At 39.5% G+C, this 19,629-nt stretch carries 19 protein-coding genes; 8 read left to right on the top strand and 11 right to left on the bottom strand.

The annotated features are described in order from the left end of the window. Window positions 1-840 precede the first annotated feature (840 nt). Window positions 841-1,326: a toxin-antitoxin system YwqK family antitoxin gene (locus tag ACFOWS_RS08020; protein WP_379763407.1), complete on the bottom strand. Its 486-nt coding sequence runs from the start codon at window positions 1,324-1,326 to the stop codon at window positions 841-843. Between the two features lie 370 nt (window positions 1,327-1,696). Here ACFOWS_RS08020 and ACFOWS_RS08015 point away from each other — a divergent pair, with 370 nt between their 5' ends. The 3 genes from ACFOWS_RS08015 (at window position 1,697) to ACFOWS_RS08005 (ending at window position 4,695) form a co-directional block, all read left to right on the top strand. Continuing rightward, window positions 1,697-2,422 (top strand): DUF547 domain-containing protein, encoded by a 726-nt coding sequence (locus ACFOWS_RS08015; protein WP_379763406.1) that lies wholly within the window; start codon window positions 1,697-1,699, stop codon window positions 2,420-2,422. 24 nt (window positions 2,423-2,446) lie between these two features. Next, window positions 2,447-3,325, top strand: coding sequence for a hypothetical protein (locus tag ACFOWS_RS08010; protein WP_379763405.1), 879 nt, complete (start codon window positions 2,447-2,449; stop codon window positions 3,323-3,325). 101 nt (window positions 3,326-3,426) lie between these two features. Next, on the top strand, window positions 3,427-4,695 hold the full coding sequence (locus ACFOWS_RS08005; protein WP_379763404.1) for an outer membrane protein assembly factor: 1,269 nt from the start codon (window positions 3,427-3,429) through the stop codon (window positions 4,693-4,695). A gap of 34 nt (window positions 4,696-4,729) precedes the next feature. Here ACFOWS_RS08005 and ACFOWS_RS08000 read toward each other — a convergent pair whose 3' ends face one another. Together ACFOWS_RS08000 and ACFOWS_RS07995 are read right to left on the bottom strand one after the other, a co-directional pair. Beyond that, window positions 4,730-6,223 carry a sensor histidine kinase gene (locus tag ACFOWS_RS08000; RefSeq protein ID WP_379763403.1) on the bottom strand — a complete coding sequence of 498 codons (1,494 nt, stop codon included), beginning with the start codon at window positions 6,221-6,223 and terminating at the stop codon, window positions 4,730-4,732. Further along, window positions 6,220-6,924: a response regulator transcription factor gene (locus ACFOWS_RS07995; protein ID WP_379763402.1), complete on the bottom strand. Its 705-nt coding sequence runs from the start codon at window positions 6,922-6,924 to the stop codon at window positions 6,220-6,222. Before ACFOWS_RS07995 ends, ACFOWS_RS08000 begins: the two co-directional genes overlap by 4 nt. 222 nt (window positions 6,925-7,146) lie before the next feature. Between ACFOWS_RS07995 and ACFOWS_RS07990 the strand changes: the two genes are divergently transcribed. From ACFOWS_RS07990 to ACFOWS_RS07970, 5 genes are all read left to right on the top strand, one after another. Further along, a complete protein-coding gene (locus tag ACFOWS_RS07990) occupies window positions 7,147-8,565 on the top strand; it encodes a hypothetical protein (protein WP_379763401.1) in 1,419 nt (472 codons plus the stop codon). Between the two features lie 588 nt (window positions 8,566-9,153). After that, complete coding sequence (locus ACFOWS_RS07985) at window positions 9,154-9,774, top strand: hypothetical protein (protein ID WP_379763400.1); 621 nt, start codon at window positions 9,154-9,156, stop codon at window positions 9,772-9,774. A 6-nt stretch (window positions 9,775-9,780) separates the two neighbouring features. Then, on the top strand, window positions 9,781-11,166 hold the full coding sequence (locus tag ACFOWS_RS07980; protein ID WP_366589499.1) for a hypothetical protein: 1,386 nt from the start codon (window positions 9,781-9,783) through the stop codon (window positions 11,164-11,166). Then, window positions 11,166-11,573, top strand: a complete 408-nt coding sequence (locus ACFOWS_RS07975; RefSeq protein ID WP_379763399.1) for a hypothetical protein — start codon at window positions 11,166-11,168, stop codon at window positions 11,571-11,573. Before ACFOWS_RS07980 ends, ACFOWS_RS07975 begins: the two co-directional genes overlap by 1 nt. A 258-nt stretch (window positions 11,574-11,831) precedes the next feature. Next, the gene (locus ACFOWS_RS07970; RefSeq protein WP_449267390.1) at window positions 11,832-12,416 is read left to right on the top strand and encodes a porin family protein; all 585 of its coding nucleotides are present in this window, start codon (window positions 11,832-11,834) and stop codon (window positions 12,414-12,416) included. Window positions 12,417-12,484: 68 nt separating this feature from the next. Here the strand turns inward: ACFOWS_RS07970 and ACFOWS_RS07965 are convergent, their stop codons facing one another. The 8 genes from ACFOWS_RS07965 to ACFOWS_RS07930 form a co-directional block, all read right to left on the bottom strand. Continuing rightward, window positions 12,485-15,247: a DUF5695 domain-containing protein gene (locus ACFOWS_RS07965; RefSeq protein WP_379763398.1), complete on the bottom strand. Its 2,763-nt coding sequence runs from the start codon at window positions 15,245-15,247 to the stop codon at window positions 12,485-12,487. Between the two features lie 546 nt (window positions 15,248-15,793). Next, on the bottom strand, window positions 15,794-16,423 hold the full coding sequence (locus ACFOWS_RS07960) for an NAD(P)H-dependent oxidoreductase (RefSeq protein WP_379763397.1): 630 nt from the start codon (window positions 16,421-16,423) through the stop codon (window positions 15,794-15,796). Between the two features lie 11 nt (window positions 16,424-16,434). After that, window positions 16,435-16,884, bottom strand: coding sequence for a DMT family transporter (locus tag ACFOWS_RS07955; RefSeq protein WP_366589511.1), 450 nt, complete (start codon window positions 16,882-16,884; stop codon window positions 16,435-16,437). 59 nt (window positions 16,885-16,943) lie between these two features. Further along, window positions 16,944-17,249, bottom strand: coding sequence for an antibiotic biosynthesis monooxygenase family protein (locus tag ACFOWS_RS07950; RefSeq protein WP_379763396.1), 306 nt, complete (start codon window positions 17,247-17,249; stop codon window positions 16,944-16,946). A gap of 27 nt (window positions 17,250-17,276) precedes the next feature. After that, a complete protein-coding gene (locus ACFOWS_RS07945) occupies window positions 17,277-17,678 on the bottom strand; it encodes a DoxX family protein (RefSeq protein WP_379763395.1) in 402 nt (133 codons plus the stop codon). Between the two features lie 118 nt (window positions 17,679-17,796). After that, window positions 17,797-18,294, bottom strand: coding sequence for a hypothetical protein (locus ACFOWS_RS07940; RefSeq protein ID WP_379763394.1), 498 nt, complete (start codon window positions 18,292-18,294; stop codon window positions 17,797-17,799). Then, window positions 18,291-19,046 (bottom strand): GNAT family N-acetyltransferase, encoded by a 756-nt coding sequence (locus ACFOWS_RS07935; protein ID WP_379763393.1) that lies wholly within the window; start codon window positions 19,044-19,046, stop codon window positions 18,291-18,293. The genes ACFOWS_RS07940 and ACFOWS_RS07935 overlap by 4 nt, the downstream gene beginning before the upstream one ends. Next, entirely contained in the window at window positions 19,043-19,597 is a 555-nt protein-coding gene (locus ACFOWS_RS07930) for an NADPH-dependent FMN reductase (protein ID WP_379763392.1), read from the bottom strand. The genes ACFOWS_RS07935 and ACFOWS_RS07930 overlap by 4 nt, the downstream gene beginning before the upstream one ends. Between the last annotated feature and the right edge of the window lie 32 nt (window positions 19,598-19,629).

Genomic DNA, 19,629 nt, shown 5'->3' with positions numbered 1-19,629 from the left:
AGCATTACGATTGTTTTTATCATGGTTTGTTAAAACTGCCATTTTTAGAGTCGCTTTTACCCAAACATAAAGCTATCTTTACAAGTCTCCTATTCTTGGTCTTTTTTACTATTCTAGTTAATAAACCTTTTAAGGGAACTAAATTTCCTAAATATTGAATGAAGGTTAAGGTATCTAAGTATGTGATATTTTTACAAAAAACCACTCTGCAACTAGTAAAGAGCTATTAAAATCAATCAATTTAAATCAAAAAATGCTGATTATAAATTAAAACCTATTTTGCGTGCAAATTGCGTGCAAATGAAAAAAGCTTCAAAAGTCAAAAACTCTTGAAGCCCTTATCTTTACTGGTGGAGAATACCGGATTCGAACAGGTGGCCTCTTGCCTGCCAGGATAGTATGGTTAATTAAATGGAAATGTCATTGAGCGATTTTCATATCTTAGTTAAATAGATGGTCTCTTTAAAATTTTGATTTTGTTACCTGGCATTGTTCAATTTGAAATTTTGTCCCTTTGAAGCTCTTTAATTTATTTTAAATCTTATTGTGGCCATTTGGTATCCTATAAGTGTACAATCGTTAAATTATTGTTAAAAAGGTGTCCCTTTCGGTGTCAGTACAAATTACCTACCCTTCACAACCCCTAAAAACAGTGGTTTTTTCAATTTAAAGAAGACCCTCTTCCTCCGCAATCAAGTGCAAGTCTTGAAAGTAAAAACCGCAGAGTTAGCTCTAGCGGTTTTTTATTTTTAAGACTATGGCGTTTGGAAAATGTCAAAAGAGGGAGGTTGGAATAAAATCCCTCTCCCTCCCCTTAAATACCTTAAAAGCGCAAATACGCTATTTCAAATCCAAGAGATTATTTTCCCTTTTAAATGATTTAAAATCATGCCATTCCTTCAATTTTTTTCCGCGCCTGTATTTTAAAGCTGATGTCAATTCTTCATTTTCATACATTAAACAATAGCCGTTTTTAATTCCTTTGTCCAACTGGCACTTATGTATCAAGTTTCCTAAATCATCATAAAAAAGCCACCACTTGTTTTTTTCACCTTTCGAATAGTGTCCTTCCTCAATCAAAATCCCTCCTCTGGAGTATGAATACCAGTATCCATTCTTTTGATCGTTCTTATAATGCCCCATTTCACTTATGTTGCCAGACGAATGATATAATTTCCAATAACCATCTCTTTTATTGCCCTCTTGCCAACCTTCAGATTTTAAGATTCCGTTCCTATAGTAGTTTCGGACATATCTTTTACTTTGAGCATTCATGTTCATGAAAAAGGATGTCAATAATACTATAAGAAGAATCTTTATTTTCATGGGTTTGTTTTTAGAGAAAATGTCTCAAACTGAAAACAGGTCTTACCCTTCAATTTGATTCGTTGTCCAAACAGTCAATTGTTTTCTTCTTCCATTAAGAAAACACCTTCTGATCTATGGGGAATTCTACAATGTCATTTAACCATATTTCATTCTATGGATAGGTCGTGTTGGGGAGCGTAATCTTTCAGCAATTGAGTGAAAAATCATTAAGGCAGACCAAAAAATCATGCTATTGTAAAAGTTTAACTTTCCGTGATATTTCCATGATTTCCTTATAGTTCCTTTGTTCCGAACCTAAAAAAGTAAAGCCATTGTGTATGTTGTTTAAATTCTTCTCGACCATTGGCATAGAGTTAAAAAAAATGTTATGAAACACCTTCGATTAGTTTATTTGGTCATTTTAGTTCTTGGGAGCCATCCAATTTTAGCTTCTGATTTTTCAATGTTTTTTTCTAAAGCAGACGCGTTCTTTAAGGAAAATATAAAAGACGGTAGAGTTGACTACGAGGCCATTGCGAAAAACCCAAAGACTTTGGATGAGTTGATTGGCATGGCCAAAGAACTTAGAACTTCTTCAAGTAATGTTGCAGAATACCAAGCCTTTTGGATCAACTCCTATAATCTTTTGGTCATAAAAGGAATTGTCAACAATTATCCGTTAAAGTCCCCACTTGATGTCAAGGGTTTCTTCGACAAAATCCAATATCAAGTGGGTGGTCAAAGCTTGACCCTGAATGATATTGAAAATAATTTACTTCGAAAGGTATTTCCAAACGAATCCAGGTTTCATTTTGTATTGGTATGTGCCGGGTTGGGCTGTCCACCAATAATCAGTAAAGCCTATAAACCCGATACTTTGGATGCGCAAATGGAAGAGCAAACCAAACTTGCCATCAACAATCCAGATTTTATTCGCATTAAAGGAAAAAAAGTAGGCATATCACAATTGTTTGAATGGTATGCTGAAGATTTTACACACGGTGGCAAAAGTATGCTGCAGTACATTAATCAATATCGAAACGAAAAGTTGAACAACGATGCCAAACTATATTATTATCCATATGATTGGAGATTGAACGACACTAAAATTTAAACCTGACCCCGAAAAAAATAAACTATGAAATCAATTCGAATTTTTCCCGCTGTCCTAGGAATCATTTTCTCCCTTCAAACAGCATTTTCTCAGGACGATGTAGATCAACCAACAAGTAATATTTTACAGTACACACCCTCTAAGCTAATCGGAAAGGGCCAATGGGATATTAAATGGTTCAACAACCTTTATACCGAAACCGAGAGCACCTTTGTGGAAGGTAAGCAGCCGAGACAGACGTTCTTCACTTCAACCTTGGAGGTCTACACGGGAGTGGGATCGAACAAAAGATGGAACCTTGGTGCCATCCTTGAATTTCGATCTAATGTTGTAGGAGGAAGAAAAGCTTTGGACGTATTCAAGTTTGATGGTGAAACGGGTACGGCACGCTCAGGGTTAACTTCTATCGCCCCATCGGTCAAGTTCGTTCCCATCGCTTCACTGAACAATTTTTCCATCCAATCGTCTTTCTTTATTCCATTGGTGGACAATGAAACCGAAGACGGCGTCTTTTTGGACCAAAAGGGCTATATCTGGCAAAATCGCTTGTTTTATGACCATACTTTTGCCAGTGGAAAATGGCAGTTGTTCTCTGAGCTCAATTCCGAATTGAGCTTTGGCGATAAGGAGGAAAGTTTTGCAAACAACAGTTTAAATCTTACACCCGGATTATTCTTGAGTTATTTTCCAAGCACAAAGTTTACCGTATTGGCATTGATTCAGCATTCACAACGTATTGATCTTGGGAACGACTTTGCACAGGATTTTACTGCAGTTGGCGGTGGAATGAAGTATCAGTTGACAAAAGAACTTAACCTCGAAGTTTTATATACCAATTTTGTAAGGGGCAACAATACTGGACTGGGTGAAACCTTTAACCTTGGACTTAGAGCCATTTTATAGTGAAAATGATTCTTGGTGTTACCCTAAATTTGTAGCTATGTAACCCAACAAAATGTTGGGCTTTAGGTTGGTTTAACCTTGATCTCAATCGTTTTTAGTGTATGAGGTACCCATTTATTTTAACGGCATCCTTGCTATTTGTTCTCGGCATTGTAAGGGGACAACTGGTGGTAGATGCCGTTGAATTTCAGGGTAATAAAAAAACCAAAACAATAATTCTGGAAAATGTTGTTCAATTAAAGGGCAACATGCCGTTGGATTCCTTAATGATACAACGGGACGTAGCCCAACTGATCCGGGTGCCTTCTGTTTCCCATGCCACCTATGAGGTTATCTTCCTTGATAATAGTGAAGGTTGTAAAGTGGTTTATACTATTGAGGAGAATTTTACCTTAATTCCGTTTGTAAGTGTGTACACCACCAACCAAGATGAATTTGCCTATAGGCTAGGTTTGCAGGAGTTTAATGCTTTTGGAAGAAATATCACCATAGGGGGATTTTACCAGAAAGATATATTTGACTCCTATGCCATTCAAGTGAGACATCCCATGCTATTTGGACCCAAGATGGGATTGGCCTTTAATTATCAAAATTTAACCACGCAGGAGCCCGTTTTTTTGAATGCTGGCACGGCACAGTATCGTTATAACAATGAATCCGTTGAGCTATTGGGACTTTATCAAATCAATTCCCGGCATCGAGTTGAGCTCGGAGCAAATATTTTTACCGAAGACTATCAATACCTCAACGGCGCCACAAGCCCCAATGTACCGCAGTCCTTAAAGGTGAACAAGTATTTGCTCAAAACAATATATAATTATGATGCTACCACCTATTTCTATCAATATCTGGATGGGTACAGAAGCACGTTCAACCTTCAATATGTTAAAAGTGCCAATGAAGCTCAACTTCCCGAATTCATAATTGGATTTGCAGATTTTTTATATTACAAAAGAATGGGGGCTAAGGGAAATTGGGCTAACCGCCTCCGCTTGGGGCTGGCAAGCAATCTGGAAACTCCATTTGCCCCGTTTGCGGTGGACAACAACCTGAACATCAGGGGTGTTGGCAATACCATTGATAGGGGCACGGCAGCCATCGTGCTTAATACAGAGTATCGGCATACCCTAATGGACAAGAAATGGTTTGTACTACAAAGCAACATTTTTGTTGATGCCGGTAGTTGGAGGAATCCAGGTGGAGATTTCAGCGATTTTGGAGATAAACAAAACATAAGAGTCTATCCGGGAATAGGCTTACGACTCATGCATAAGTTTGTTTTTAATGCCATATTCCGGATCGACTACGGATATGGAATTACACCGAACAGTTCCCAAGGCATTGTGTTTGGAATTGGACAGTACTTCTGACTATGTTACTCCATGTGCCATGAAAGGAACGCAATTAACTTAATTGATATATGGGCAATTCAAAACTAAAGATTGTTCCTTTTGTGGGATTGCTCAACACTTTTATGCTAGCGTTGTGGAGTTCCATTATTTTTTTTACGATGGCAAGTCCAAGGCCCGCCCCTTCCTTAACCTGACCGGTCTTGGTCTGTCGATAACGTTCAAATATCAATGATTGATTCTCCTTTTGAATACCTGGGCCTGTATCGCTGATCATAATTTCAACATGGCCGTTCACAGGTATTATTTTGATTCCGACCGTACCTCCATCTGGAGTGAACTTAATGGCATTGTCCATCAAGTTTTGAATGGCCCGCTCTACAAGTGATATATCCCCAAAAACAAGAGGAGTCTTAGGGTCCATTTCCATTTGAAGTTCAATATTGTGTTGTGCGGCGATTACTTTATAGTTCCTATGGATGTCATTGGCCAGTTCGGTGATTAGGAAAGGTTCTTTTACCGGTTCAATCTGATTGGCTTCCAATTTGGAATATTCGAACAATTGTGCAATTAATCTGGCCAACCTTTCACATCCATTATTCACCGTTGTCAAATATTCTTCGCGTTCTTGGTCCGTCAAATCCTTTCTCTTAATTCGTAGGGTCTCCACATAACCTTGAATAATGGATAGCGGAGTACGCAAATCGTGTGAAATATTGGCAATCAGCTCCCTTCTATGCAGTTCAAGTGATTTGATTTTTTCAATATCCGAAACAATGGTATCGGCCATTTCATTATACGTCTTTGCCAAAATGGCAAGGTCCATTTTCTCGGCATCTTGAATTCTGTACTGGAGGTCACCTTCTTGAAAACGCTTTGTGGCAAAAATAATTTCGCGAAGGTTTTTGGTGAGGTACCAAACTGACAATATCCCCAAAACTGCCGCAAAAATTAAGGTCAACGCAACACCTCTAAGGCCTAGACGGAAAAAATAACCATCTATGAGGGAGGCTCTTGTACTTAGATAATCCTCTCCGGCCAGCACAATATAAATGAAACCCTTTTTCCCATTTTTCTCGAAAGAGGCAGCAGAAAAAATCTTTTGATTTTCCGGATTTCTGGGGTCGTCGCCTAAAATAAACGCCGAACCTTGCTCCCCGATAAAGCGTTGTATGGGATCAAGGTCTATTTTCCTAGCTTGGGTATTGGTTCCATCGTGATCTAGGACCACCGAGTAAGCCACATGTCCCGTTTCATCCAATAAATACACTTCAATGGCCCTGTTCACCGCCATCATATCGTGCATAATATCCCCAAAAAGGTCCTTGTTCACATTTCCTTCAGCATCAAAAGGACTTTGGTTGCTAAATTTTTCATCTATCAGGTGTTGGGCCAAATTGGCATGTAAACGTTGGGTGGTTTCATAATAGTGATTGTTGGTAAGATAAGCAGTGATCAGAATATAGCCAATGGCCGCAAAAAAAAGGATTGACAGGAATGAAAGGCACAGCTTTATGAGCAATCTATTAGAAAACAAGGAAAATTTCATAGTTCTTCATTGAATTTGTATCCTATTCCCCAAGTGGTTAGGATAAATTTAGGTTGCCCCATATCGGGTTCTATTTTTGAACGCAGTCGATTAATGTGGGAGTTTACAGTGTGTTCATAACCTTTAAAATCATATCCCCAAATCATTTTCAGTAATTTCTCACGTTCATAGCTTTTTCCGGGGTTTGAACATAGTAAAACCAATAGCTCAAATTCCTTCGGGGATAGTTCAACCTTTTCTCCGTTCAATTGCACCTTTCGTAATTCTATGTTCACCGTCAGATTGTCAAAATACATGGTACCGTTGTTCTGCTGGCCTTGTTCTGTGGACTTCTCCATTTTTTGGCGACGAAAAATAGCTTTTACCCGGGCAATAAATTCCCGAACACTAAAAGGCTTGGTCAAATAGTCGTCGGCTCCTACCTCCAATCCCAAAACCTTGTCAATCTCCTCAGCTTTGGCCGTTAGCATAAGGATGGGTGATTTAACATTGTTTGCTCTTATCTTCTGACAAACCTCAATGCCGTCCATTTCTGGGAGCATAATATCCAATATGATCAATTCTGGCGGTTCCTTTACAGCAAGTTGCAACCCTAAAGGGCCATTATTGGCTTTCTGGATGGTACATCCTAAATCCGTTAAATGGATTTCAAGCAATTGAACAATCTCGGGATCATCCTCAATAATCAATACATTTTTCATAACCATCTAAATAAGGTGAAATATCTCACGAAAGAATCACAGAATCATTAAGAAAACATTCCTGTTTATCCAACTTTGGTCGGGAAATGTGGAGGTATCTTTCAGTTTAATGGAAATATTTCAGTTAAATAATTGAATATCATTTACTTAAAAAAGTTTATGTTTTCGTGAAGCTTTCATTACACGTCAAAAGTTTCTTTGTGAAAACTTAAAAACAAAGAGATGAAAACATTGAAAACTTTATCAATTTTAGGGTTGCTCGCCATTGGTTTTTTAGCTTGTGAGGATGACGAGGGAACAGATGATGGTTTAGAACCCGTAGTATTGGAAGCCGGAACACTTTCTGGAGGACCATTTTCATTTGCCGTGGACGGGAGTCCCGACTTGGTAAGTGGAATTACCTTGACTGGATTTTCAGGTTCTGGTGAGACACAAACGTATGTAATTACAGACGATGACAAAAACATATTGGGACTTCCTCCTACCTTGGATGCCCTCTTTGAAGTGGATTTTGACGGAGCAGGAATAGGCGTTTGTTACATCTACCACCTAACCTATGATGGCGCGCTTACTGGTCTAGAGGTAAGTGGAAACTTGGATGAGCTGAGTGGAATGTTTGATCTATCCAATTTTTTGGTGGTCAATAGGAATGCCCTTGACGCTGGTGAACTCGTTGGCGGACCATATGATTTTGTTGTGGATGGTCTTCCTGATATGATTATGGAGATTTCCTTGGATGCTACCAATTTAAATGGTGACAACCAAACATTTGTAATTACCGATGATATGGGAAATATTTTGGGATTGCCACCTACCATTGAAGCCGTCAAAGGCGTTGATTTTGACCAAGCTGGAACCGGAGTTTGTTTTATTTACAGTTTAACCTATTCTACTGAAATTGGCGGTCTTGAAGCGGGCAATAACCTAGATGATTTGGAAGGGGTGTTTGCATTATCCAACCAAGTGGTGGTCAATAGAAATGCCTTGAATGCTGGAGCATTGATTGGAGGACCCTATAATTTTTCAGTCGATGGTACGGCAGATATGGTAACGGGAATTAGTCTGGATGCCAGTAATTTGACAGGTAGTAACCAAACCTATGTCATTACAGATGACAATTTAAATATCCTTGGGTTGCCACCAACTCTTGAAGCATTGGAAGGTGTTGATTTTGATGGAGCAGGAATAGGTGTTTGCCTTATATGGCATTTGACCTATGAGGGTGAGATTACAGGTCTTGCCGCAGGAGAAAATGCCGCCGACCTAGCTGGTAATTTTGCTTTGTCCAACTCGGTTAAAGTATATAGAAATCCTAATGCCGGTGAAATTTCTGGTGGACCCTTTACCATTGTTGTAGATGGTACCCCAGATATGGTGAGTGGAATTTCATTGGACAATAGTGGGGCAAATGGTACCAACGGTACGTGGGTCATTACAGACGATCAAGACAATATCCTTGGCCTTCCCCCAACCTTGACTGATGTTGAAAATGTAGACTTTGATGCAGCTGGACCTGGCGTATGCTTTATATGGTATATGCGCTATGAAGACGGACTGACAGGTTTAGAAGCAGGAAACAACATCTCTGATCTTATGGGGCTGTATGGATTGTCAAATTCAATTACAGTAACACGAAACTAATGGAAATTGCTATGAATTAGGAAAACCTGAGATTTTTTTAATTCTGTAGAAAACCCAATCAGTAAAATGATTGGGTTTTTATTTTTCATTGGCCTAAAATCAAATTTGAAAAACACCCCACAAACTAGTTATTGATAAGGTCTGTTTTTAAGATCTTTTGTACTACTCAAATAAGCACCTGAATCCATACAGGCATTCTCGCCAAAATCTCAACTTAAAATTATATAACGAACTATTAATCAATTATATACACGTTGCTGTCCGCAAAGTTTCTTCCTACTTCAAGCTTACACAAAACGTTGCCGTTTATCTAATTTTAATATAAATCAAACTACAATCAATTGAATTCCTGTATATTAGTATGAAATCATCTTCAATGGTTAACCAGCATAGAGGTGTAGTTCCCCAAACGAACCCTTAAAAGACTGGTCTATGTCAGACAACAGGTATACTAATTCCTTAATTGAGGTCCCATTAGTGAATAAATTTCTTCAGGCCTCATGTTTTTATCATAAAAGTCTTCATTCAATCATCACAAAATAGGTTGGCCTTTTACCAATCATAACCGCAATCAGTAAACTTGAAAGTATGAAAACACCACACATTTTTATCCTCTTTTTCACAGTATTGGTACTATCCGCTTGTGGTAACTCCAAAAAAAAGGAAGAAACAACTTCGACTTCAGACACTGCCGAAAAAAAAGTAAAGACAACCCATGGCACCGACAACACCATACAGCTTAAACAACATGGGGATTATACCCAGTTGTACGCTGCAAGCGAGGATTGTAAGCTGACTACCTCACAATTGGCCGAGGCGTTGGGGTATGGTGCCGACCAAGTACAAGAACAAAGCAACTATCAGGGCAGTTGTTGGTTCAAAGTGACCCATCCAGACAATTTTACGGTGAATTATGGGATAAGTCTTGAAAAATGGGGTGACACAAACATCGTAGAGGATCAAATAAAAAGTGGGCTAAAGAATGAGATGATAGAGGTCAGCATAAGTGAATCAGGAGATACCTACATTAAAAGACATCCTGTACAAGGTTTTCTACTATTGCTAAATACTAATTATGGAAACCCAATAAAAGTCAGTTATAGTTATTTAAACCCTAATGGCCCTAAGCTAACAGATTCCCAAAGGGACGAACAGAAAAAGAACACGTATAAAATTGCCAACTATCTTATTAATCACTATCAAAACTAAATCAAAATGAAACCATTGCACAAGTTTTCGTTGTTGTGTCTCTTGTTTATTGGGGCATTTAAAGGATATGCCCAACCTTTTACATTGGATAAAGCAATTCAACCGGTAGAATTGAAACTACTTGCAGATACAAGAACCGGTCATGAAGGAGAATTAGGTATTGTTTATTTCAATAGATTAACAGATTCTGCAATGTACCACTATGTAACCGGACACGACCTATACAACTTTGTAGATGTATTGGTGACCAGTGTGGACGGCACCCCACTCAAGGTGAGCTTGGCCAAGGATAATTGGGAAGCTGTGCAGGCCCAACAAAATACAACCAACGCGCAAGATGGGCTTGTGAACTTTAAAATACGTACCTGGGGCAGTTTTGGAATTAAAGTGGAAACGGACCAACCCAACAATTCACTCTATACTATTACCGTTTTGGCAAGCCCCGAAAAGAAAACCTATTTGGGAAGCGCCTTTAGAGCCATTAGTGAAGATGAAATGGAATCCAGCGGTGCAGCTTCACCCAATGACGCCAATGAGGGAAGCAGTGATGGCGGGACAACTAATTACCTGTTGTACATTGCCCTTGGGGTTGCCTTGTTGGTTATTGGTGTTTTGGCTGGAAAGCTTATGGGGCGGAAAGGAAAGGGCACCACAGTGATTTTAGTGTTTTTGTCATTATTGCCATCAATCGGTGTTGCGCAAGATGCTGGTGACTTCGTTTCCATAGAACAGTTTGAAGCGTTCAAAGAAAATGCTATGGAAGATTTCAACACGAGACTTAATATGTTGGAAAATGAAAGAAAGGCGGTTGACAAAGTAGTCGGTAATCTAGATAAGACCATCTCCACCATACGGAAACAATGGGATAATGTAAAATTGCTTTATAGCACCTACAATAATGGGCTTGGCAAATGTATAAGTTCGTCTCCGCCAGCTCAAGCCCCTTCCATTCCTTCAATATGCACAGATCTGTACTTTGATGATAAGGGCGACATTTCGGAAGAGGAAGACCAAGAATGTGCCCAATGCTTTTTTGAAGCCCGGAAAAAATTCAATAACATGAGGTATCAGTTTGAAAAACTGGCCACTATCTACAAGTGTACCAAGGATTTTTCCAACGCAGCCATTTCTTTTGGGGACGATGTATCTGGCTTTACTCCCAGTGGGGTTGGCGGCCTGGCCTGGCAAACGCAACGAAGAAATATCGAAAAATCTGTAACAGAACTTGAACAGGCCTATGATAATAAATATGCCGAATTTCTTCAAAGTCTAGCCGATGCCATGATGGAACTCAATATCTGTGAGGCCAAATATGGGGTTGAGGATTGGTACGACCGTTTTGGTTATATGTATTTTGAATTTATGAAAGAGAAGTATCAAAGAAAAGACTAATGGGAACAAAGAGATTGAATTTTATCATTTTGGTGTCCCTAAGTTTGGGATTATGGGTTGGATGCAAATCCGTGAGTCCCACGGTGTCCAACACCAACACAAACATTATTGGGTCTTGGGAAGGCTGTGATGGGCGTGTAGTGGCGTTCTATACCAACGAAAAAGGTGAAATAGAAGGGCGCTATTCAAAACTTGGTGGACTTGACAAGTTTAAGTTTACCTTGGATGAAATAGGCTTTCATCTAACCCGAAAAAGCCCTGGTGTCTATACTGGAAAGGTGAAATGGAGAAACACCTCTGGAACGGAATCTTGGAGGGACGAGACCATTGTAGTGGAAAATGATATCCTTAAAACATCAGGTTCTGATTTTTGCGGTAACGAATTAAAAAGAATCAACACTTTTTAGGTTCTCTGGCTAAAAAAGATAAGAATCATCGTATAATATCAAAGTATACTTGGATAGATGTGGTTTCCATACCAATTAATCCTAATCCCGTTATTTACGCATTTCCAGAATTCTCAAGGTCTTGAATAAATAAGACCTTGAGAATGGTTGTCCTTGATTTCCGTCAATTTTTTTGTGCATTGCGTCAACCCTCCGAAGCTATTGGCAGTACATTCGTTTTCGATTATTGCAATCAGTAACCCTTAAATCTTAATAATGATGAAAACAAATGTATTGATAATAGCAGCTCTTCTGGTGGGGTCAATTTGTATTGCCCAGAACACCAACAATGTACAATTAGGAGTGCGTGGTGGTGCCAATTTTGCCACAGTGGCAGGCGATGATTTTGACAGCCCCGATTCTAGGACCTCCTTTTACTTGGGTCTATTGGCCGAGGCACCATTGTCCGACCATGTTTCCCTTCAGCCAGAGATATACTACTCCGCGCAAGGTTTTGATATTACGGATGAGCCCGATACCCCAGATGCCCAATTTCAGGTAGACTACATTCAGGTACCCTTACTCTTGAAATTTTATATCGCAGATGGACTCAACATTCAAGCCGGGCCCCAATTTGGGTTTAAGGTAAATGAGGAAATCGACTTTGACCCGGGGGAAGATGGTGGCGATTTTGATACTGACGCCATCAATGGGTTTGATTTTCAAGGTGCCGCAGGATTGGAGTACAAATTTCCAAGTGGGTTCTTTATCCAAGGGAGATATACCTACGGATTTTCTGAAATGATTGAAGATGTGGATGTGCACAATTCCGTATGGTCTGCCGGACTAGGATTCATGTTTTAAAAAAGCCCCCAACAAAAAAGCCCCGCTTTTACACGGGGCTTTTTTATTGGTTATTTAGCGGTTTTTTATTAATTCAAAGTCAGGGTTACTTGGTGTGTTTTTCCAGAAACAGGAATCTCAAAACTTTCAATGTTACCTTCCTTTATTACCTTGAGCAATTTGCCATCAACCCTACACTTAAAAGATATATTACCATAATTCTCCAAGTTCAATTTGGTACGATGTCGCTTTTCCACCCTATTCTCCAGCACAAAACTTACTTCATTCATAGACTTGGACACTAAAATGGGATTATTCTTGGCAAATCCATCCCGTTCCAATTCCATCTGAAACCTAGTGCCATTGGCTACAATAGCAAATCGTGTTCTTAGGCCATCCTTTGGGACAATGGCAAAACCATTAGTTATCTCATCCAAGTTTCCGCCGTAAGCGAACCATTCAAAAATGGGGTCGTTGACCAGAACAGTAGATGCAGTATGCCCAATGGCACCCATACCTAGATCGGCCTCTCCATCATAGTTCCACGGGCCACGTTCAATTTCTCGGCCTTGGAGCCAAATTCGGCCATGCTTTTGTGAGTTAAAAGCCCAACCCAAGGCACCATCATTTTCCTTTCCTGGAAACCAATAGCCATAATTGCTCTCTTTAGTACCAGTATTCATGAGCGCATACGAGCTTAAATAGGAGGCATAGCCTAACTGAATCCAGTCATAAGGTTTTTCGGCAAAGTGCAGCCCATAATCCAGAATACTCCATCCACCCATCCGTGCCATGTAACTCAGCCCGCCTCCTTCTGAATCATCAGAACCCAGGGAATAGTAGGTTGGATTTACCCAGCCACGGACAGCTAATCCTGCGGTATTCTGTCTATGCATAAAATCCCGACTATCTTCCTGCTTTACATTAGGATGTGAGTACCATTTTTCAAGATTAACATCATACCATAGCTTTTCATCCGGTTTCATTTTGTTAAGGGTGCCATATTTGGCAAAAGCGTAGCTGGATTCAAAAGCAGTTCGGTCTATGCTATATTCTGAACGGAAAGGGTATTTGTCATCATAAACAAAATATTTCACCTTTTTCTCCCATTCCTGTCGCAACCAATCTGCATCGGATTTTCTCCCATATCGTTCCAAATCCTTGATCAGTGGAATAATAATGAGCTCATTGTAGCAGCCCCATTTATAGGTATCGTACCATGGTAGGATTTCATAGGGATAGGTGAAATAGGCCTTGGCTGTTTGAAATGCACGCTCCAAATAGCCTTTCGCATCCAAATACTGGACTTTATCAGGATAGAACTCAGCAATCTGAAACATGTGGTAGTACATTTTGGTAATATGGGGATAATCATAGGAACGCCAAATTTTCATCTTATCCAGATTGTAGTCCCTAGACCTTGCTCTCAACAGTGGGTCTCTAGCCTCTCGCCAGTTGGGAACACCATGAATTCCATATGGGTTGGTTTCCTTGTCGGTACGCTGAAGCCCTCCCCAAACAAAATTTTCTATATGGTATTCAACTGAAGCTATTTCGTCATCTTTAGGAAAATAAACATTCTTGGAGGCGATGTATGGAGCCTTTATTAAACCAATATCATCACTGGCCAGAACATAGCCCCACCAATGATCAAAACCATCAGTATTGTCCGGTCCACGAAGCACGGCTTTACTCATATCCCAAATTGAGTACAGCCCATTGTACCATTTTGAAGGGTCTGTGTGTTGTTGGGACTGAGTCAAAAAGTCACTCCGTTTTTTGATCAAGGTCTCAACGGGTTCAGTGGAGAAGAACTCCAAAATGGATTTTTGATTCCCGTTGTAATGAATAGTGAGTTTGTTTTCACCCAAACGTTCAAACAGTACCTTATAAATGTAAAGGTCTTTTTCTTTTTCTTTGACGAAGTCTATCTTGGTCTGTTTAGGAAATTCCGCTGAAATGGAATCGATTTTGTTTTTGGTCCGTAAAGAAAACTTAGCACTCAATCCTTGCGGAAGGGTCATTCCAGGAACCACACGAATATCGAACAGATTATTTTGGTAAAGCACATCCCTTAATTCATCATAACTGTTTACCCATTGCATGCGAAAACCATACGTAATACTACTGCCCGGTTTTCCTTTGGGTGCGAGTTCCAAGGCTGTATTTTCCATTCGCCAACTCCCCTCCTTTTGGGCGGCGGCCCATTGAGAATGTATGTGAGCCGAATATCCTGCAGCGGAATCAAAATATTCCAACTTGGTGCCCGATTTGGTCATTAATACCAAAAATGGTGGTTCCCCGGAGGGTTTAGAAAAGTAAATAAACGAACTGTTGCCACCTATATACTGGTGCTTAATAAAGGTTTCCTCAAAAATATAATTGGGTTCTTCTCCAGACGGTCGGGGCCAAGAAATTGGGATGGAAAAGTCGCCGATGGTCATGGGATAATCAAACATGGATTCCAGCCTAATGGTCCAGTCGATGCCATTTCGTACACGTTCAAAAGTACGTTCCATTTTTAAAACCACACCCTCCTTGTAGTCGGTATACTTTACCTTCTCAGGCGATAGAATTTCCCGTGAAGTCGCCCCTTTATATATATTGAGCCAGTCACCATCCGCTACCTGATATTTTACATCCACATCGCCCCACTCCCCTCTTTTTCCAACGATACTAGCCCTATGCTCATCAGATTTTGACCAAAAACTGGATATTCCCTTTCGGTTGAATTCCATTTCAAAATCCTCACAGTCAATAACCATACTATCTAATGACTGCGCATTAAGATGACAGGTCAATAGAAAGTTCATGAAAATAATAAGGCAACACAATTTAATATACTTTTCCATAGGGTTGGGGTTGGTTTGAACAGTGATGAAGCCCTTGTTGGTTGGTTAAATCCAATTCGTATTCAGTAAACATATAACTGCCATCTTTGCATTCAAATGGCAATCAGGGCGAACTAAATCAGCGTGGAAACAACCATCCATAAAAGTATTATTATCTACATCAAGTTTTCCAAGATTATTAGCCAGTTTTGATATTATATTGACAATAATTGAATTATCCTTTGAATACTCTATGAATAATTCGAAGAACCAACCTATTTCCTATAAGATTTCTAGGGAGAGTTTATTATTGAAGACATTTTTTTAGATGGTACCGCGAGTACATGAAGGCGTAAAGCCCCTTGATCATTGTTGTTTAATCAGGCAGATAGGCACATACCATCCTATTTTCTAACGACTTCATTTTTAAAAAAGCACAACTCTTTATTTTTCAGATATTTATACCATGCGCAGCATACTTCGTTTCAACTTCTCAACCTCATGGTGAAAGTGCATTTTTTGTAACTAATTATAGTACTTGAATAAAAAGTAGCAGTTTATTGAAAACTATAACTCTTCAAAAATTTCTTGGATAGGTTTACGTACTTTCTGTCTGAACTGCGAATGATCATTTTTAGAACGATAGCCAATAGACGCAATTATGCTTACGTTGAGGCCACGATCTTCTAGATCCAATATTCTGTTATAGTCTTGCTGATCAAACCCTTCCATGGGGCAAGCATCAATCTTAAGTTCTGCACAGGCCGTTAATAGGTTGGACAAAGCTAAATATGTTTGCTTTTCTGACCAGACCAGCCATTGAGATGGGTTCATGCGAGATAGGCTTTTCTTTATAAAATCACCATAACCTTCTAATTTTTCCAAGGGTGTTCCCTGTATTTTGGAGGTTGAAGTTATATATGCGTCAACATCTTCTTCTTTGTGTTCGGTATAGTTGCAAAAAACAAAAAGGTGTGAAGCTTCAGTAACTTGCGATTGACCCCACGAAAATGGCAATAATTTTTCCCGTATCTTCTCGTCGGAAATGACCAAAACCTTGTACAGTTGCAATCCGTATGATGAAACGGAAAGCTGTACTGCTTTTTTCAGTTTTTCCAAATCATCTTGGTTGATCTTTTGAGAAGGGTCAAACTTTTTAGTGGCATACCGCCATTGTAAATGCTCTAGTAATTTCATGTTCTATAAGTTTAGTTTTTATTGATTAGTATTATACCACCTGTCATGGCTAATACTCCTATTATTTTTTTAAGGGCCACGGGCTCCTCTGGAAGCCCAAACCACCCAAAATGCCCTGCAATTGTAGAAAATAGTAGTTGACCAAAGAGTCCAAGACTGATCATTGAAGAAATTCCCAGTTTTGGGATGGTATGATAATACAGACAAATACCGCATACACTGAAGAATGCCCCTGAAAACCAAAGATATACAGGTATTTTTCGCATCAACCCCACATCAAAAGAAGTACGTAAACTTGCCAAGACCAGTATTAGGGCAAAGAGAGTGCTAAATGCAAAAGCTATCAAAGAAGCCAAAACAGGGCTCTTTAAATGGATTCCAAGTTTGGCATTCAAACCACCTTGCATGGCCAAAAATACACCTCCAAGTATAGCCAGTAAAACAGTCACTCCGTTGTTCATTTTTTGTTTGTTTATTACTCAAAATTAGTTGCCATTCATCGCCTAATACTTAAGATATCTTAAGAATGCACCAGATAATCCTTTAAAACCTCCAATTGACATAAGATTTTAACATTGCTACACGTAGATCTTAACTCATCTAACAATGACCTTGACTTGTTGGTTAATTTTCTCCGAGCAATTGCATGGGATTCCTTGCTGGGCCATTGTGCATAAGCAATATAGTTTCTGTTATGGCACTTGTGCAATCTGGAACCATAACTACCTGCATGGTCCAAATAAGCTTTTGTGAGCTTTTCCCAAGCTTCCTTAAACTTATTATCAACTCCGGTCTTTACCTCAAATTCATAGATCACAACGTGCATTGGTCTCAAAGATTTATTATGTATTGTTCAATCCCATTTGTTCAATCTGGATACTGCATACTTTCCCCCTCCCATAAAGTAAAACGCTGATCCAGCTATGAGGTAAATGGCCAAAAGTTCCAATGCCCATCCCCCTTTTTCATTAAGCTTGAATAGATTTTGGGTTTGCGCCAAAATAAAGGCCGCCAGACAATTAAATGCGAAGATGAGTCCTGCCAATCGTGTACGATACCCCACTATAATCATCAAAGGAGCCAAGACCTCCCCTACAAGAACTCCATTGGAAATCCAAGAGGGCAGCCCGTGCTTTGACAACAATTCATCAATGTATTCCATACCATGCAACAGTTTGTCTATCCCATAGATTAACATCGTGAATGAAATAATTACCCGTATCAATAGGTTCCCCAAATGTTTGTTTTTTTTCATTTTATTTTTTTTGATTTAAAAATTGTGTTTGAGAAAAAAGCCCAGATTTTTTAGCCTTTTCTTTGAATTGTCAAATTGGTCGAGGTTGATAGCCAATCCCATAATCCATTCCTGTTTTTTAATACCCAGTTTCAACTGTTGCAAGCCTCGTATATAACCATCCCCATTCAGGTTTCCCACAGCTAATAGGTTTATATAACCCATTCAGTCTGGGTTGGTAATCCAATATCAGGGTCTGCTCCAATGAAAATCCATCTTGATAGGTGGTGCCCATAGAATAGTTATACGAAAACCTGGAACCGCTATTGTTTATTCCCAGGGAGAAGGTGGCAAAAGCTCCCGGGTTTTTTACGCCAATGGCCAGATTGGTCATAAGTTTTCCGAAAAACAGTCCAATCCCACTCCTTATAAAATAAATGTTATTGATATCACTGTTGTATTCCGTATCATACAGTGTAAGATTGTTAATGGAAACCTTTGGTGAAAATGCATACCCGATGGTATGCTTGTAGGTTACGGACCGATGGCCAAACACCATATCAGGAGAAAAGGATAGCTCTTGACCAAAAAGCCCTTGAACAGCAACGAGCATTAAAAAATGAACAAGCATTTTCATGACCCTGTTGAATGTTGGTGTTCCAAACCATCTGGAAGTTGGTAACTTTCCAATACACCATATGTCTTGAAGCCCATCTTGGCGTAAATTCCCTCACCAGCTTGTGAGGCCACCAAATACACATAGATGCTTCCCTTCTCTTTAGCATTTTTCACCAAATATTGAGTCATCTTTTTCCCCAGTCCCAATCCCTGAAATTCAGGTAGAGTTCCTATCATATGTATGCCAGAAATACCATCTTGGTCTGTGAATACCATGCCACAACTGGCATAATCATCTTCATGAATGCCTAAAAACAACTGAAATGATGAGGCTTGTAGCAATGGAGACAAAGTCTTTGTTAGCACCGGATACCCGAAAGCCATAGAAGCAATCTTGGCAAAAGCCTGTACTTCTTCATCAGATTTTACAGGGGCAATTGTCCCTAAATCCACTATTTGATCAAATCCATTCGAGACTTTCAAGGCCATTGCTTTTACAGTAGAACTTAATTTAAAGCCATTGTTGACCAACAAGTTTTTACTTTCTACATCTTCATAAATACCAACAGAATTGGGCCATGCCCCTACTCTTATGTTCTCCAAAAGTTGATTTTCATCTATTCTACTAGGTCCCAATCCAAAAACTTTACTAGGCCATGATTTCTCAGGAGCCAATGTGTGCCGTATCCCTTCTTCGCTATATAGAAAGCCACCAAGTCGACCAATCTCGCTCCAAAAAGTAAAAAGATGTTCAATAATCGCTTTGTTCATGATAGGGTGCTTAGCAGTTTCTTGTTATTCAACAGTGCGCTTATCGCACTTCTCATTTGTATTCGCACCTCAGGATCTACTATTACATTTTGGTTCATGTCAAAGTTCTGGTGAAAACTACCCAAAGAATATTGCCCCGCAAGCTCACCTCCCCATCTACCGACCAATCCTGCAAGCAGGTTCAAATGGGTGCGCCCTCCCGTCACCCCTGGTGAAGTACTCAATAGTAGTATGGGTTTCTCCCCGAAAAAACGCTGATCTATCCGAGAAAGCCAATCAATGATGTTCTTTAGAAAAGCAGAAGGGAGTCCGTTGTGTTCTGGTGACGCTATAATAAACCCATCGGCTTCTGAGAAAACTTGAAAAAGTGCTCTCATTTTTTGTGGAATGCCCAGTTCTTCAATTCCTTGGCTATATATAGGTACATTGAATGCCTTTAAATCCAAGAACTCAATTCCTTCTTTGGGATGTTGGGCAATGATATGCCTTAGCCATTTTTCATGTATTGAATTGGGGTTGTTACTACCCGTGAATGCGATTATTCTTTTCATACTGCACTGATTTGTAGATTACAGTGCAAACT

It is taken from the genome of Flagellimonas marina, assembly GCF_042651185.1.
In the GTDB taxonomy this organism is placed as follows: domain Bacteria; phylum Bacteroidota; class Bacteroidia; order Flavobacteriales; family Flavobacteriaceae; genus Flagellimonas; species Flagellimonas marina.
Note: the sequence above shows the minus strand (reverse complement) of the source record. Positions and strands in the feature narration are given on the sequence as shown.

Bases quoted from the DNA above. Each gene is read 5' to 3' on its own strand.
- ACFOWS_RS08020 (WP_379763407.1), bottom strand. From the start codon at position 1,326: ATGAAAATAAAGATTCTTCTTATAGTATTATTGACATCCTTTTTCATG.
- ACFOWS_RS08015 (WP_379763406.1), top strand. From the start codon at position 1,697: ATGAAACACCTTCGATTAGTTTATTTGGTCATTTTAGTTCTTGGGAGC.
- ACFOWS_RS08010 (WP_379763405.1), top strand. From the start codon at position 2,447: ATGAAATCAATTCGAATTTTTCCCGCTGTCCTAGGAATCATTTTCTCC.
- ACFOWS_RS08005 (WP_379763404.1), top strand. From the start codon at position 3,427: ATGAGGTACCCATTTATTTTAACGGCATCCTTGCTATTTGTTCTCGGC.
- ACFOWS_RS08000 (WP_379763403.1), bottom strand. From the start codon at position 6,223: ATGAAATTTTCCTTGTTTTCTAATAGATTGCTCATAAAGCTGTGCCTT.
- ACFOWS_RS07995 (WP_379763402.1), bottom strand. From the start codon at position 6,924: ATGAAAAATGTATTGATTATTGAGGATGATCCCGAGATTGTTCAATTG.
- ACFOWS_RS07990 (WP_379763401.1), top strand. From the start codon at position 7,147: ATGAAAACATTGAAAACTTTATCAATTTTAGGGTTGCTCGCCATTGGT.
- ACFOWS_RS07985 (WP_379763400.1), top strand. From the start codon at position 9,154: ATGAAAACACCACACATTTTTATCCTCTTTTTCACAGTATTGGTACTA.
- ACFOWS_RS07980 (WP_366589499.1), top strand. From the start codon at position 9,781: ATGAAACCATTGCACAAGTTTTCGTTGTTGTGTCTCTTGTTTATTGGG.
- ACFOWS_RS07975 (WP_379763399.1), top strand. From the start codon at position 11,166: ATGGGAACAAAGAGATTGAATTTTATCATTTTGGTGTCCCTAAGTTTG.
- ACFOWS_RS07970 (WP_449267390.1), top strand. From the start codon at position 11,832: ATGAAAACAAATGTATTGATAATAGCAGCTCTTCTGGTGGGGTCAATT.
- ACFOWS_RS07965 (WP_379763398.1), bottom strand. From the start codon at position 15,247: ATGGAAAAGTATATTAAATTGTGTTGCCTTATTATTTTCATGAACTTT.
- ACFOWS_RS07960 (WP_379763397.1), bottom strand. From the start codon at position 16,423: ATGAAATTACTAGAGCATTTACAATGGCGGTATGCCACTAAAAAGTTT.
- ACFOWS_RS07955 (WP_366589511.1), bottom strand. From the start codon at position 16,884: ATGAACAACGGAGTGACTGTTTTACTGGCTATACTTGGAGGTGTATTT.
- ACFOWS_RS07950 (WP_379763396.1), bottom strand. From the start codon at position 17,249: ATGCACGTTGTGATCTATGAATTTGAGGTAAAGACCGGAGTTGATAAT.
- ACFOWS_RS07945 (WP_379763395.1), bottom strand. From the start codon at position 17,678: ATGAAAAAAAACAAACATTTGGGGAACCTATTGATACGGGTAATTATT.
- ACFOWS_RS07940 (WP_379763394.1), bottom strand. From the start codon at position 18,294: ATGAAAATGCTTGTTCATTTTTTAATGCTCGTTGCTGTTCAAGGGCTT.
- ACFOWS_RS07935 (WP_379763393.1), bottom strand. From the start codon at position 19,046: ATGAACAAAGCGATTATTGAACATCTTTTTACTTTTTGGAGCGAGATT.
- ACFOWS_RS07930 (WP_379763392.1), bottom strand. From the start codon at position 19,597: ATGAAAAGAATAATCGCATTCACGGGTAGTAACAACCCCAATTCAATA.